Genomic DNA, 13,446 nt, shown 5'->3' with positions numbered 1-13,446 from the left:
CACAGGTGGGGGCCGCATCAATGCGGCGGGGGGTGGAACGTTTCCGGCCGGACGTGCAACCGTGGACGCCCCCGGATCCGTCCCTTCACCGGACAAGGCCAGAGCGGAGCTGCAAAGCGCGTGGACCAGCGCGACGAACAAGAGTTCGCGGAGTACTTCGCCGCGAGGAGGGACGCCGTGCGCCGGAGCGCCTATCTGATGTGCGGGGATTGGCACAAAGCCGACGACCTCGCGCAGACGGCGTTCGTCGCGCTGCACCGGAGGTGGAAGAAGATCAGAGACCGCGCGGCGACCGACGCGTACGTGCGCAAGACGCTCGTGCGCGCGGTCATCGACGAGTCACGGCGGCCGTGGCGGCGGGAGCGGCAGACCGAAGTGCTGCCGGAACCCGTGGACGACGCCCCGGGGCTCGCGGAACGCGTCGCGACGCGCGAGGACCTGCTCGCGGCGCTGAAGGAAGTTCCGCCGAAGCAGCGGGCGGTACTGGTGCTGCGGTTTTTCGACGGCCTGGACGTCGGAGCCGCGGCGACAGCGCTGGGCTGCAGCGAAGGCAATGTGAAGAGCCAAACGGCGCGCGGGCTGGCGAACCTGCGTCAGGTACTGGAACGGGAGGTGGAGACCAATGGATGAGCGGGAAGCCGAGACGTTGTTCTCCGCCGCTCCCGGTGAGGTGCCGCCTCCGACGTTCTCGGTGGACGACGTGGTGCGCCGTTCGAAGCGCGAGACGGTGCGTCGGCGCAACCGGATCACCGTCGGCGCGGCTGCGGTGGTGGTGGCCGCTGGGTTCGGTACGTGGGGAATTGTGGGAATTTCGAGCGAGAAGTCCGATTCGCTCGCTAATTCCGCGGCCGCGCCAGTGCAACCCGGCGGGTCGGCGGCGCGTCCTTTCAGCACGGGGGATGACTTCCCGGGTCAGCCGTCTCGGCAGGGAGCCGGCGAAACCGGGAGGACCGGCCCTCGGGTCGAAGGCACCTCCGGGTGCGGACGGGTGGACTGGGAGCTCGCCACTGCCCTCGCTGGCGAGCTCCCAGGCCACTTGAACGCCGCGCAGGCTTCCCCAGGCAGCGTCTGTACGACGTCGTCGCGCGGCGCGGGGTTCCCGCTTCCGGACGGGACGATCGGCGCGGCGGTGTTCGCTCGCGGTGCCGCGGTGACCGTGCCCACGCAACCGGCCGGAGCCGTCACCGTGCGTCAGCAAACCGGCAGCGGTGGGACTCTCGTGCTGGTCAGCGTGCCGGGAACGTCCGGGCAACCAGCACCGTACGCGACCGACCTGGCGCGCTTCGCCGCTTCGCTGGCCACCCGGTTCTGATCGGCGGCCTCCTGGACGGCTGGCAGAATGACCGGACATGACGGCAGCAGCCACCACCCCCAAGGGCGAACGACGACGGGCAGCGCTCGTCGAAGCCGCCGCTGAGCTGCTGGCCGAGGGCGGCTTCGACGCGGTCCGGCACCGGGCGGTCGCCGAGCGGGCGGGCCTGCCGCTGGCGTCCACGACGTACTACTTCGACTCGCTGGAAGAGCTCGTCACCGCCGCGGTGGAACACCACGGGCAGACCGAACTGGCCAACGGACGCCGGCAGCTGGACGACCTGACGACCCGGAACCGGGGCGTGCAGGCGACCGTGGAACTCGTTCTGGACATGCTGCTCGGCCCGCAGAGCGGCGATCCGGAAGCCGACGCCGAGGCGGTTCTGCTGCGCTACGAACGCCTGGTCGCCACGGGCAGGCGGCCGTACCTGCGGCCGTTGATGCGGACGTTGTCCCAGCAGCTCAACGAACTGCTCACGGAGATCTTCGCCCGCTCCGGCACGCCGGTGGCCAAGGACGAGCTGGACCGGCTGGTCGCGCTGGTGGACGGGGCCGTGGTCAACGCGCTGATCGCGGTCGACCCGGCCCCGCGCGCCGCCGCCGCGCGGATGCTGCGGACCGCGCTCGCGGAGTCCGCCAGCGTCCATTGAGGACAGTTAGTCCGGATACGCCGCGGTGGCCCGGATTTCGATCAGCAGCCCCGGGCTGGCGAGCCCGCTGACGCCGATCATCGACCACGCCGGGTAGGGCTCCGCAGTCACGAGGTGCTGCTTGGCTTCCAGGAAACCGGGCAGGTGCTGGTGGATGTCGACGTGATAGCTCGTGACGTCGACCAGCGAGGAGAGGTCGAGGCCTTCCAGGCGAAGGATTTCCTCGATCCGGCGGAGCGCGATCTCGGTTTGTTCCTCGATGGTTTCCGCGATGGCCCCGTCCGGGCGGCGGCCGATCGTCCCGGCGATGAACAGGAGATTGCCCGCGCGGACGGCGGCCGAGTAACCGAAACGGGCGAAGGCGGACGCCCCGGACGGTCCGAAAACTTCGGAGTCCTCGGGGATTTCGACGGAGTGCATGTGGATCCTTTCTCAGTTGCCCCAGCGGGACGAATGGGCGGCGCGTTCCAGCCGGGTTTCGCCGTCGGCCGCGCGTTCCCGCAGGAAATCGGCGGGAGTGGACGGCACCGGCGCGTTTTTCGGGTTTTTCGCGGCCTGCGCGACGATCGCGTCGGTGAGCGAACGGACCATGTCCAGTCGGGGATAAGCGGCGTGGATCGTCGCGGCCTGCTCGTCGGTGACCGCGGCGAGGTACTCGGCGCCGATCGGGCCGCCGAAGTCGACGGCGACCCCAGCGTGGACGAGGACGCACAGCTGGCCGCGATGTTCCACGATGCCCGGGGAAGTGTGCAGGGCGATGGCCTGCCAGACCTCGTCGGCGTCCGCGGTCGAAATCCCTTGTTCGACAAGGAATCCGGCCGCGCGTTCGGCCCCCTCGACCTCGAAGCGTTCCTGGTGCGGGCCGTCCGGTGCCACGCCGAGGTCGTGCATCACGCACGCGGCGAACAGCAGGTCGTCGTCGTAGCCGGAGAGCGCGAGCCGGTCGGCGACCAGCCGGGCGAACAGGTAGGTGCGGACGCTGTGGTTGAACACCGACCGCGATTCCACTGGGCGGACGACCTCGATGACGGCGTCCGCCAGTGGAGTCGCGGGCAGTGCGGCAACCGGGTCCGGAAGGAGTTCGGTCATGCCCTAAAGCCTGGCCCGCACCGCTCTGACCTGGTGAGTGGCAAGTTTGCCGGACTTCGATAGAATCTTGCCATGACGGTGCATCGGGTAGCGGTACTGGTGCTCGACGGGGTTCTCCCGCTGGACCTGGCGATCCCGGCGCAGGTGTTCCACACACGGCCGCAAACGCATTACGAGATGACGTTGTGCTCGCTCAAACCGAAGGTCGCCACCAGCGCTGGGTTCGAGCTGGCCGCCGAGGGCGGCGTCGCGGAGCTGCGCGCGGCGGACACGGTGATCGTGCCGGGATACGACCCGATCCGCGAGACGCCGGAAGCGGCGGTCGAGTTGCTGGCCGAGGCACGCGACCGGGGACGGCGGGTGGTGTCCATCTGCACCGGCGCGTTCGCGCTGGCCGCGGCGGGAGTGCTGGACGGCTTGCACGCCACCACGCATTGGGAATATATCGACGAATTCGAGCGGGAATACCCTTCGGTCCAGGTCGATAGAGATGTGCTCTACGTCGACGAGGGTGACGTGCTCACCTCGGCTGGCGTGTGCTGCGGCATCGATCTGTGCCTGCACATCGTGCGCCGCGATCTGGGTGCCGCGGTCGCGAATCGGATCGCGCGCGGTCTGGTCGCCGCTCCGCATCGGGAAGGCGGGCAGGCGCAATACGTCCCCGCTCCGCTCGCGGACGCGGGCGACGCTTCGCTGTCGGCCACGCGGGAATGGGCGTTGCAGCGACTGGACGAATCGCTCAGCATCCGCCTGCTCGCCCGGCACGCCGAGATGTCGCAGCGCACTTTCCTGCGCCGGTTCGCCGAGGAAACCGGGACGACGCCGTTGCAGTGGCTGCTCAACGCTCGGCTCGGCAAAGCACGGGAACTGCTGGAGTCCACGGATCATTCGGTGGACCGGGTGGCGCGAGACTGCGGCCTGGGCACCCCGGCCAACCTGCGGCTGCACTTCCGCCGGGCACTCGGGACCACGCCGACAGCCTACCGCCGGGCGTTCACTTCCTGACCTGTCCGCTTCGCGTCGGCGGCGGATTTCACCAGCAGGTCCAGCATCGCGGTCTCCGCGCCGACCGGGTCGCGTGCGGCGATGGCGTCCAGCACCCGGCGGTGGCTTGGCACCGGGTCGTCGGTGGGGCCGGCGCTGTGGACGAGTTTGTCCCGCTCCGCCAGCCCGATCGCGATGACGCGTTCGATCTGGAGCAGGAAGTTGTTGTGCGCGGCGGTCAACAGGCCGCGGTGGAACGCCAGATCCGCCTCGACACTCGCTTCCAGATCCGGCGCGTCGACCATCGCGTCGAGCGCGGACGCCAGCGCGGCAAGGTCTTCGGCGGTCGCACGTTCCGCGGCCATCCGCGCCGCAGCGGGCTCGACCACCGCGCGCACTTCGGCCAATTCGTCCAGCAGGCCATTGTTTCCGCGGGCAGTGGTTTGCCAGCGCATGACATCGGCGTCGAGAAGCTGCCAATTCTCGCGCGGTTGCACGAACGTTCCGTGCTTCTGTCGAGCGCCGATCATTCCCTTTGCTGCCAACACTTTCAGCGCTTCACGCAGCGCGGTGAGACTGATGTCCAGCTCCTCGCGCAGCGCGGGAAGGTCCAGCACCATGCCCTCGCGCCATTCGCCGGAAAGAATGCGCGCGGCGAGCGTTTCCACGGTCTGTCCGTGCAGGCCGCGAGGGCGATGATCGGTCACCGGAGCGGGAGCACGCACGTCGGGGAGCCGGTCGGGTACTTGCGCACCTCGGCGTTTCCCAAGTCTTTCAACGGGAAAACGGAAATGACGTCGTCCCGGAACGCGGCGGTGTAGCACGTTCCGTCCGCCACCGCGAAGTTCCACGGGTACGCGCCGCACGGCTGATCGACGGTCGCGCGCAGCGGATCTCCGGCGAACGACGTGATGCATTCCGGCCCGCGATTCGACAGGTAAATCCCGGAATCGAGCACTTCCAGGTGTGCCACCAGGGATTCGCCGCCTGCCGCGGTCGCCGGGGTCGCCGCGACGAACTCGAACGCTCCTGGCGACGTCTCCCGCATAGTGATCAGCTCGCCGGACAATTCTCCTGCCACGTAGGCGATTCCGTCCGCGCCGCGCACCAGCTGCCGCGGCCCCGTGCCCGGCGGCAGCGACGAAACGGCCAGTGGGGTCAGTTTTCCTTCCGGGGACAGTGTGTAGCTGCGGATTTCATCGGTGCCCAGATCGACAGCGCTTACCACCGAGCTGTCCGCCGAGGACACCGCCATGTGGACGTGCGGGCCTTCCTGCCGGTCGGCGCGCGGCCCGCTCCCGGTGTGCTGCACCAGGTCTGTGCGGCCGTCGATCCGGCCGTCCGCGCGCAGGGCGAACACGGCCAGGTTGCCGCCGCCGTAGTTGGCGCACAACAGGAATCGGCCGTTCGGCGTCACCGCGAGGTGGCACGGGCTGGCCCCGCCGGATTCGACCACGTCGAGCGTGGCCAGGCCGTCGGCGACCGAAATGGAGGTGATCTCGCCGTAGCTCGTCTCGTTGACCGCGTACACCATCGGCAGCGCGGGATGCTGGGCCAGCCAGGTCGGCGACACCATCGGCAACGTCGATTCCGCGATCAGTTCGTCGCCGGAGCGGCGGAAAATCGCGATTCCCGTGCCGTTTCCGCCGGTTTCGGCGGTACGGCAGCCGACGAGTACGACGTCGCTCACGAGCTCTCCCTCACCAATGCGGCCACTCTGACCCGGATGTCCTCAGGCGAACCACGGGTCAGCGCCGACCCGATCCCGCAGGCGACCGCGCCCGCGTCGAGCCAGCCTGGCACGTCCTCGGGAGCGATTCCACCCGTCGGCACCAGCGGTGCCTGCGGAAGCGCGGCGAGCACGTCCTTGATCCACTGCGGACCGAGCGCGGAAGCCGGGAAAACCTTTACGGCATCAGCACCTTCCTCCATCGCGCGCACGATTTCGGTGACCGAACCGGTGCCCGGCAGCGCCGCGACGCCGTACCGATGAGCGGTACGCAAGACCTCGGTGTGCAGTGACGGGGAGACGAGAAACTGGGCCCCTGCCCGGATCGCGGCCGTCGCGGACGACTCGTCGAGCACCGTGCCGGCCCCGATCGTGGCGTCCGGATACGCGGCGCTCAGTTCCCCGATCGCGACGAGCGCGCCCGCGTTGGTGAGCGGGACTTCGACCGACTTCAGTCCGGCGTCGAGCACTGCCCGCGCGGCGGCGACGGCCGAGGCAGCGTCCGCTGTCCGCACGATCCCGACGACGCCCTGGCGCACTGCTTCGCGGGTGATCTCCCACCGGTATCCCATGCCGGTCAGCCTAGCAGGCAAATTATAAATTACTAATTATTCTTGACTGGGTCGCGAGCGTCCCGGCATGCTTGCGAACCATGCGCACTGCCGTGGTGACCGGTGCGGCGTCCGGGATCGGCGCCGCGACCGCCCGCCAGCTCGAAGCTGACGGCTACCGGGTGATCGGCGTCGACCTCGCCCCGATGCCCGGCGGCGTGCGGGGCGACGTGACCGAAGACGAGACGTGGCAACGCGTTCTCGAGCTGGCCGGTGAAGTCGACGCCGTGGTCAGCAACGCTTATCTGCCGACTTTGGGCCCGCTGCACGAAACCGACCGCGCGCAATGGCAACGACAGCTGGACGTGAACCTCACCGCGTCGTACCTGGCCGTGCGGACCTGCCTGCCTTCGCTGCGCTCCCGGCGCGGTTCCGTGGTGCTGGTTTCCTCGGTACACGCGCGATTCGGCCTGCCCGGCCACCCGGCTTACGCGGCCAGCAAAGGCGCTTTGGTGTCTCTGGCTCGGCAATTGGCCGTGGAGTACGCGCCGGAGGTACGGGTGAATTCGGTGCTTCCCGGCCCGGTCGAGACCGAGGCGTGGGACCGGATCAGCGCGGAAGACCGCGAACGCAGCACTCGCGCGACGCCCGCCGGACGGCTCGGCGACCCGGCCGAAGTCGCCGCGGTGATCGCGTTCCTGCTCTCGCCCGCGGCGTCGTTCGTCACGGGTGCCGAGCTGACTGTCGACGGCGGCTGGTCGGCCGCGAAGGATTCCGCTTAGGAGGCAGGGTGGAGATCACCGGGATCGAGACGTTTCTCGTCGCGCCGCGCTGGTTGTTCCTGAAGGTCAGCACGGACGAGGGCATCACCGGCTGGGGCGAGCCGGTCGTGGAGGGACGCGCCGGGACCGTCCGCGCGGCCGTGCACGAGCTGGCCGAGTTGGTCGTCGGGAAGGATCCGCTGCGCATCGAGGACCACTGGCAGGTGCTCCGGCGCGGCGGCTTCTACCGTGGCGGTCCGGTGCTCTCCAGTGCGCTCGCCGGGTTCGATCAGGCGCTGTGGGACATCGCGGGCAAGGCACGGAACGCTCCGGTGCACGAGCTGCTCGGCGGCCCGGTGCGCGATCGCGTTCGGGTGTATTCGTGGGTCGGCGGCGACCGCCCGTCGGGGATCTTCGACGCGGTGTCCGCGCAGGTCGAGCGGGGTTTCACCGCGGTGAAGATGAACGTCGCCGGCCCGCTCGGGCCGATCGCCACGCCCGCCGAGGCTCATGCCGCACTGGCCCGCGCCCGGGAGGCCCGGGAAGCGCTCGGACCCGACCGTGACCTGGCGATCGACTTCCACGGCCGCGTCTCGCCCGCGATGGCGCGACGGCTGGTGAAGATGCTCGAAGAAGTACAGCCGATGTTCGTCGAGGAGCCAGTACTGCCCGAACTGCCCGCCGACGTGCTGGCATCGGTGGTCGAGGCCTCGACGGTCCCGATCGCGCTCGGGGAACGGCTGTTCTCGCGCTGGGAGTTCAAACCGGTGCTGGACGCGGGCGTCGCCGTGGTGCAGCCCGACCCGTCGCACGCGGGCGGGATCTCGGAGCTGCGCCGGATCGCCGCGCTGGCCGAGGTGTACGGCGCGAACCTCGCCCCGCACTGCCCGCTCGGCCCGATCTCGCTGGCCGCCGCGCTGCAGGTGGCGTTCGCGACGCCGAACTTCCTGATCCAGGAACAAAGCCTCGGCATGCACTACCACGACGGCCGCGAGCCGATCGCGTATCTCGCCGACGACGCGTTGTTCCGCTTCACCGACGGCTACGCCGCGCGGCCGACTGCCCCTGGGCTCGGCATCGAGGTGGACGAGGAGGCCGTCCGCCGAGCCGACGAGACCGGACACACCTGGCGGTCCCCGGTGTGGCGGCTGCCCGACGGCAGCCTCACGGAGTGGTGACCGCGCCGCTGACCTGCGCAGGTATCGTGGCCCCGTGACGCTCAAGCCCAGCATTCCGAACGTGCTCGCCGCCCGCTACGCCTCTCCTGAGCTGGTGGCGCTCTGGTCGCCCGAACGCAAGGTCGTGCTCGAGCGGCGGCTGTGGCTCGCCGTGCTGCGGGCTCAGGCCGAGCTGGGCGTCGAGGTGCCCGAAGGCGTGGTCGACGACTACGAGCGGGTGATCGAGCAGGTCGACCTCGAATCGATCGCCGCCCGCGAACGCGTCACCCGGCACGACGTGAAGGCCCGGATCGAGGAGTTCAACGCCCTCGCCGGCCACGAGCACGTGCACAAGGGCATGACCTCGCGCGACCTCACCGAGAACGTCGAGCAGCTGCAGCAGCTGCGCTCGCTGGAACTGGTCCGCGGCCGCGTCGCCGCGGTGCTGTCCCGGCTGGCCGCGCTCGCCGTCGAGCACTCCGACCTGGTGATGGCCGGCCGCTCGCACAACGTCGCCGCGCAGGCGACCACGCTCGGCAAGCGCTTCGCGACCGCCGCCGACGAGCTGCTCGTCGCGTTCTCCCGGCTGGACAACCTGATCGAGCGCTACCCGCTGCGCGGCATCAAGGGCCCGGTCGGCACCGCGCAGGACATGCTCGACCTGCTCGGCGACGAGTCCACTTTGGACCAGCTGGAATCGCGGATCGCCGAGTTCCTCGGCTTCGGCAACAGGTTCGTCAGCGTCGGCCAGGTGTATCCGCGCTCGCTCGACTTCGACGTGTTGTCCACTGTGGTCCAGCTCGCCGCCGCGCCGTCCAGCCTCGCCAAGACGATCCGGCTGATGGCCGGGCACGAGCTGGTCACCGAGGGCTTCAAACCGGGCCAGGTCGGGTCGTCGGCCATGCCGCACAAGATGAACACCCGTTCCTGCGAGCGCGTCAACGGTCTCGCGGTGGTGCTGCGCGGTTACCTGTCGATGATCGGCGAGCTGGCCGGCGACCAGTGGAACGAGGGCGACGTCTCGGATTCCGTGGTGCGCCGCGTCGCGCTGCCGGACGCGTTCTTCGCACTCGACGGCTTGCTCGAAACCTTCCTCACCGTGCTCGGTGAATTCGGCGCGTTCCCGGCCGTGGTCGAGCGTGAGCTTGATCGCTATCTCCCGTTCCTCGCGACCACGAAGGTGCTCATGGCGTCGGTGCGCCGGGGCGTCGGGCGTGAGACGGCTCACGAGGCCATCAAGGAGAACGCCGTCGGCGTGGCTCTCGCGATGCGCGAACGCGGCGCGGAGAACGACCTGCTCGACCGGCTCGCGGCCGACGAACGGATCCCGCTCGACCGCGCTGACCTGGGCGAACTCCTCGCCGACCGGATCTCGTTCACCGGCGTGGCCCCGCGTCAGGTCGAAGAGGTCGCGGCGCGCGTCGAGGACGTGCTCAAGCGATTCCCGGACGCCGCGGCGTACGCGCCGCAGCCGATTCTGTGAGTGCGCGCACGTCGTCCACGTGCTGAGACGGCATTACTCGAACGGGCGAAGCTTTTAGTCTTCGTGCCGAACCCGGAAGCGCCAGGCCGCCACCCCGCGGCCTGGCGCTTCTTGTCTGCGCACCCCCGGATATTCAGGAAGAAGCCATGAGAAAGATCCTCAGCACGCTCGCCGTCGTAGTCGCCGCCACCGCGGGCCTTACGGCGTGCGGATCCTCGGACGCTTCCGGGGGAACCCTGCGCGTCGGCACCCTCACCGACGCCCCGCCCAGCATCTACCTCGAAAACGGCCAGTTCACCGGGTACGACAACGAACTCCTGCGGGACATCGCCAAGCGCGAGGGCTTCCAGGTCGAGTTCGTCGGCACCGAGTTCTCCAGCCTGCTCGCCAAGGTCGCCGGCGGCCAGCTCGACATCGGCAGCTCGACGATCTCCGCGACCGCCGCGCGCAAGAAGACCGTGGCCTTCAGCAACGGTTACGACACCAGCTACACCACCGTCGTCAGCAAGAAGGGCGCCGCGCTGCCCGCCGCGAACTCGTTCGCGGGCAAGCGGGTCGGCGTCGTGCAGGGTTCGGTGCAGGACGAGTTCGCCGGCAAGCTCGCCGGCGCGCAGGTGGTCCGGTTCCCGGATTACAACGCCGGTTTCGCGCAGCTGAAGACCGGCGGGCTCGACGGCTGGGTCGTGCCGAAGGACATCGGTCAGAAGTATCTTGACCAGAACCCGGCGGTTCCGCTCGAGTTCGGCTACACCGTCGCGGACAAGGACACCCCGTCCGCCTTCGCCGTCGCCAAGTCGAACCCCGAGTTGCTGAAGAAGATCAACGACGGTCTGGCCAAGGCGATCGCCGACGGCACCGCCGCCCGGCTGCACGCGCAGTTCTTCAAGGCGGCGCCGGTGGCGAAGGAGCTGGAGAAGGGCGGCCCGGGCCTCCCGGTGGCGAACTCCTGATGCCGGGGCACACTGGTGGCATGAAAAAACTGATCGTCACCGCCTTCACCAGCGTCACCGTGGCACTGGTCGCCGGTCTCACCGCGTGCGGTGGCGACGGCGGCGAGACCCTGCGGGTCGGCACGCTGAGCGATTCGCGGCCCAACGCGTACCAGGAGAACGGCCAATTCACCGGCTTCGACAACGCGTTGCTGAAGGATATCGCCGCGAAAGAGGGCCTGAAGCTGGAATTCGTGGCGACCGATTTCTCGGCGCTGCTCGGCAGCGTCGCGAACGGCCGGTTCGACATCGGCAGTTCGGCGATCGCGCAGACCGACGCGCGCAAGAAGACGGTGGCGTTCAGCGATCCGTACAACTACCAGTCGCTCGGCATCGAGGCGAAGGCGACCGCGGGCATCACGGACGAGAACTCGTTGTCCGGCAAGCGGATCGGCGTGGTGCAGGGCACGGTGTCGGACACCTGGCTGGCCTCGAACGCGCCGAAGGCGCAGGCGGTCCGGTTCCCGAACGACGCGGCGGTGCTGAGCGCGCTGAAGTCGTCGGCGATCGACGGCGCGGTGTTCGACCAGGTGTCCGCGGAGGATTACGCGACGAAGAACCCCGAGCTGAAGGTCACGAAGGCGATCACCACCAACATTCCGCACGGGTACGCGGTGCGCAAGGGCAACACCGACCTGCTGACCAAGCTCAACGACGGCATCAAGAAGGCCGTCGCGGACGGTACTTGGGCGAAGGTGCACCAGCAGTTCGAGCCGAGCATTCCGGTTCCCGCGGATTTCAAGACGAAGTAGCCCGATGGATCAGTTTTTCGACACTTTCCTGAACTGGCAGTACATCTGGGAAGTTTTCCCGGACCTGCTCAAGACCGGCCTCCTCAACACCCTGATCCTGTCGGTGGCGGCGGCTGTCATCGGAACCCTGCTCGGCATGGTGCTCGCGGTGATGGGCCTGTCCACGAAACGCTGGCTGCGCTGGCCCGCGCGGGTGTACACGGACATTTTCCGTGGCTTGCCCGCGATCCTGACGATCCTGGTGATCGGACAGGGTGTCGGCCTGCTCGCCCGTGACTTGGTGGGCAACAACCCGTACCCACTGGGCATCGCCGCACTGAGCCTGATCGCCGCCGCGTATATCGGCGAGATCTTCCGGGCGGGCATTCAGAGCGTCGACAAGGGACAGCTGGAGGCGAGCCGCGCGCTCGGCATGAGCTATTCCAAAGCGATGTTGCTGGTGGTGATCCCGCAGGGCGTGCGGCGGGTGCTGCCCGCGCTGGTGAACCAGTTCATCGCACTGGTGAAGGACTCGACCCTGGTGTACTTCCTCGGTTTCCTTACCTCGCAACGGGAATTGTTCCGCATCGGGCAGGACCTCGCTGCTAACACTGGCAACCTGTCGCCGCTGGTGGCCGCCGGGGTGGTCTACCTGGTGATCACGGTTCCGTTGACGCACCTGGTGAACTACATCGACAAGCGGCTGCAGACCGGTCGCAAGGTGACCGCGGAGAGCAACGAGATGCTCGCGGGTGGGACGGTATGAGTACGGCAATTCGTTCGTCTTCGGTGGAACTGAAGGACATCCACGTTCGATTCGGGACGTTGGAGGTCTTGCGCGGGGTGAACCTGAAGGTGCCGAGCGGCAGCACCACGTGCGTCATCGGCCCGTCCGGTTCCGGAAAATCGACCTTGCTGCGCTGCGTGAACCGCCTGCAGGAGCCCGACAGCGGCGACCTGCTGCTGGACGGGGAAAGCGTCATCGCCTCGGACCCGGACGCGCTGCGCCAGCGCGTCGGGATGGTGTTCCAGCACTTCAACCTGTTCGGGCATCGAAGCGTGCTGGACAACATCGTGCTGCCGCTGCGCAGCGTGCGCGGTCTGTCCAAAGAGGACGCAGCGGAGGTCGCCCGGGTCAGGCTGGCGGAAGTCGGCCTCGCGGACAAGGCCCCGTACCGCCCGGCAGCGCTGTCGGGTGGTCAGCAACAGCGGGTGGCGATCGCCCGAGCGCTGGCGATGGAACCGGAAGTGATGCTCTTCGACGAGGCCACGAGCGCGCTGGACCCGGAACTGGTGAAGGGCGTCCTGGACCTGATGGCGGGGCTGGCGTCGCGGGGTCTCACCTTGATCGTGGTGACCCACGAGATGGGGTTCGCGCGGAGCGTGGCCGATGAGGTCGCGTTCATGGACGCGGGACGGATCGTGGAGCAGGGGACGCCGGAGCAGGTGTTCGAGGCACCGGCTAGTCCTCGGTTGCAGCAGTTCCTGTCGCAGGTGCTTTGAGGGGACGGCCGTCCTCGCAGAGGATAAAGCTGTCGCCGGTCTGTGCGGCTTCCCAGGCGACTCGGAGCCGCCGGGCCAGCGTCGGTGCTACTCGCTGAATTGCCTCGTCGATCGGCAGCAGGTGGACGGCCAGGATCTCCGGGTCGGTGAGGGGCAGGCGGGCGGCTTCCGCTGCGGAGATGCGCCCACCGTCGAAGATGAACGCGAGCCCTTCTGGCATCCGGCCGTCGTCTGGTGCGTAGTCGATGACCAGCAGCGGGCCTAGCGGGCGGTCGATCCCGATTTCCTCGGCTTGTTCCCGGCGTGCCGTGCGCCACGGAGGCTCGCCCGCGTCGCACACCCCGCCGGGTATGTCCCAACTGTCCTTATAGGACGGCTCGACAAGCAGGACGTGTCCGGATTCGTCGCGCAGCAGGGTGCCTGCCGACATCCGCTTCCGCGGCAGCGAGCGCACATACTCCTCGAACGGCAGCAGCTCCACGAGTCCGCAGGATACCGGCGCGGCAGC

At 68.7% G+C, this 13,446-nt stretch carries 17 protein-coding genes; 11 read left to right on the top strand and 6 right to left on the bottom strand.

Annotated elements, in window-relative coordinates; translation table 11 throughout:
* Positions 1-120: 120 nt before the first annotated feature.
* Genes ACZ7SW_RS01135 through ACZ7SW_RS01125 form a run of 3 tightly spaced genes read left to right on the top strand, consistent with a single transcriptional unit; the run spans position 121 to position 1,961 of the window.
* Positions 121-630 carry a SigE family RNA polymerase sigma factor gene (locus ACZ7SW_RS01135; RefSeq protein WP_470228411.1) on the top strand — a complete coding sequence of 170 codons (510 nt, stop codon included), beginning with the start codon at positions 121-123 and terminating at the stop codon, positions 628-630.
* Positions 623-1,312: a hypothetical protein gene (locus ACZ7SW_RS01130; RefSeq protein WP_470228410.1), complete on the top strand. Its 690-nt coding sequence runs from the start codon at positions 623-625 to the stop codon at positions 1,310-1,312. The genes ACZ7SW_RS01135 and ACZ7SW_RS01130 overlap by 8 nt, the downstream gene beginning before the upstream one ends.
* A 37-nt stretch (positions 1,313-1,349) precedes the next feature.
* Complete coding sequence (locus ACZ7SW_RS01125) at positions 1,350-1,961, top strand: TetR/AcrR family transcriptional regulator (RefSeq protein WP_470228409.1); 612 nt, start codon at positions 1,350-1,352, stop codon at positions 1,959-1,961.
* A 6-nt stretch (positions 1,962-1,967) separates the two neighbouring features.
* Here the strand turns inward: ACZ7SW_RS01125 and ACZ7SW_RS01120 are convergent, their stop codons facing one another.
* Both ACZ7SW_RS01120 and ACZ7SW_RS01115 read right to left on the bottom strand, forming a co-directional pair.
* Entirely contained in the window at positions 1,968-2,381 is a 414-nt protein-coding gene (locus ACZ7SW_RS01120; protein ID WP_470228408.1) for a Rid family hydrolase, read from the bottom strand.
* A gap of 12 nt (positions 2,382-2,393) precedes the next feature.
* Entirely contained in the window at positions 2,394-3,050 is a 657-nt protein-coding gene (locus ACZ7SW_RS01115; RefSeq protein ID WP_470228407.1) for an HD domain-containing protein, read from the bottom strand.
* A 72-nt stretch (positions 3,051-3,122) separates the two neighbouring features.
* On the opposite strand from ACZ7SW_RS01115, the gene ACZ7SW_RS01110 reads away from it, so the two are divergent.
* Positions 3,123-4,055, top strand: coding sequence for a GlxA family transcriptional regulator (locus ACZ7SW_RS01110; protein ID WP_470228406.1), 933 nt, complete (start codon positions 3,123-3,125; stop codon positions 4,053-4,055).
* Here ACZ7SW_RS01110 and ACZ7SW_RS01105 read toward each other — a convergent pair.
* The 3 genes from ACZ7SW_RS01105 to ACZ7SW_RS01095 are packed head-to-tail and all read right to left on the bottom strand — an operon-like array spanning position 4,031 to position 6,335.
* The gene (locus ACZ7SW_RS01105) at positions 4,031-4,741 is read right to left on the bottom strand and encodes a FadR/GntR family transcriptional regulator (protein ID WP_470228405.1); all 711 of its coding nucleotides are present in this window, start codon (positions 4,739-4,741) and stop codon (positions 4,031-4,033) included. The two genes, ACZ7SW_RS01110 and ACZ7SW_RS01105, sit on opposite strands and share 25 nt — an antisense overlap.
* Positions 4,738-5,724, bottom strand: coding sequence for a lactonase family protein (locus ACZ7SW_RS01100; RefSeq protein WP_470228404.1), 987 nt, complete (start codon positions 5,722-5,724; stop codon positions 4,738-4,740). The genes ACZ7SW_RS01105 and ACZ7SW_RS01100 overlap by 4 nt, the downstream gene beginning before the upstream one ends.
* Positions 5,721-6,335: a bifunctional 4-hydroxy-2-oxoglutarate aldolase/2-dehydro-3-deoxy-phosphogluconate aldolase gene (locus tag ACZ7SW_RS01095; RefSeq protein WP_470228403.1), complete on the bottom strand. Its 615-nt coding sequence runs from the start codon at positions 6,333-6,335 to the stop codon at positions 5,721-5,723. The genes ACZ7SW_RS01100 and ACZ7SW_RS01095 overlap by 4 nt, the downstream gene beginning before the upstream one ends.
* 80 nt (positions 6,336-6,415) lie before the next feature.
* Here ACZ7SW_RS01095 and ACZ7SW_RS01090 point away from each other — a divergent pair, with 80 nt between their 5' ends.
* The 7 genes from ACZ7SW_RS01090 (at position 6,416) to ACZ7SW_RS01060 (ending at position 12,938) form a co-directional block, all read left to right on the top strand.
* Positions 6,416-7,096: an SDR family NAD(P)-dependent oxidoreductase gene (locus ACZ7SW_RS01090; RefSeq protein ID WP_470228402.1), complete on the top strand. Its 681-nt coding sequence runs from the start codon at positions 6,416-6,418 to the stop codon at positions 7,094-7,096.
* Positions 7,097-7,104: 8 nt separating this feature from the next.
* The gene (gene dgoD, locus ACZ7SW_RS01085) at positions 7,105-8,253 is read left to right on the top strand and encodes a galactonate dehydratase (protein WP_470228401.1); all 1,149 of its coding nucleotides are present in this window, start codon (positions 7,105-7,107) and stop codon (positions 8,251-8,253) included.
* Between the two features lie 34 nt (positions 8,254-8,287).
* The gene (gene purB / locus ACZ7SW_RS01080) at positions 8,288-9,715 is read left to right on the top strand and encodes an adenylosuccinate lyase (protein ID WP_470228400.1); all 1,428 of its coding nucleotides are present in this window, start codon (positions 8,288-8,290) and stop codon (positions 9,713-9,715) included.
* Positions 9,716-9,861: 146 nt separating this feature from the next.
* Positions 9,862-10,665, top strand: a complete 804-nt coding sequence (locus ACZ7SW_RS01075; RefSeq protein ID WP_470228399.1) for a substrate-binding periplasmic protein — start codon at positions 9,862-9,864, stop codon at positions 10,663-10,665.
* A gap of 20 nt (positions 10,666-10,685) precedes the next feature.
* Complete coding sequence (locus tag ACZ7SW_RS01070) at positions 10,686-11,456, top strand: ABC transporter substrate-binding protein (RefSeq protein WP_470228398.1); 771 nt, start codon at positions 10,686-10,688, stop codon at positions 11,454-11,456.
* 4 nt (positions 11,457-11,460) lie between these two features.
* Positions 11,461-12,201 carry an amino acid ABC transporter permease gene (locus ACZ7SW_RS01065; protein WP_470228397.1) on the top strand — a complete coding sequence of 247 codons (741 nt, stop codon included), beginning with the start codon at positions 11,461-11,463 and terminating at the stop codon, positions 12,199-12,201.
* Positions 12,198-12,938, top strand: coding sequence for an amino acid ABC transporter ATP-binding protein (locus ACZ7SW_RS01060; protein WP_470228396.1), 741 nt, complete (start codon positions 12,198-12,200; stop codon positions 12,936-12,938). Before ACZ7SW_RS01065 ends, ACZ7SW_RS01060 begins: the two co-directional genes overlap by 4 nt.
* Here ACZ7SW_RS01060 and ACZ7SW_RS01055 read toward each other — a convergent pair.
* Complete coding sequence (locus tag ACZ7SW_RS01055) at positions 12,898-13,419, bottom strand: NUDIX domain-containing protein (protein ID WP_470228395.1); 522 nt, start codon at positions 13,417-13,419, stop codon at positions 12,898-12,900. The two genes, ACZ7SW_RS01060 and ACZ7SW_RS01055, sit on opposite strands and share 41 nt — an antisense overlap.
* Between the last annotated feature and the right edge of the window lie 27 nt (positions 13,420-13,446).

The sequence above is a fragment of the Amycolatopsis sp. NPDC114484 genome (assembly GCF_055633755.1).
The sequence above is the reverse complement of the archived record's forward strand: the minus strand, read 5'-3'. Positions and strand labels throughout refer to the sequence as shown.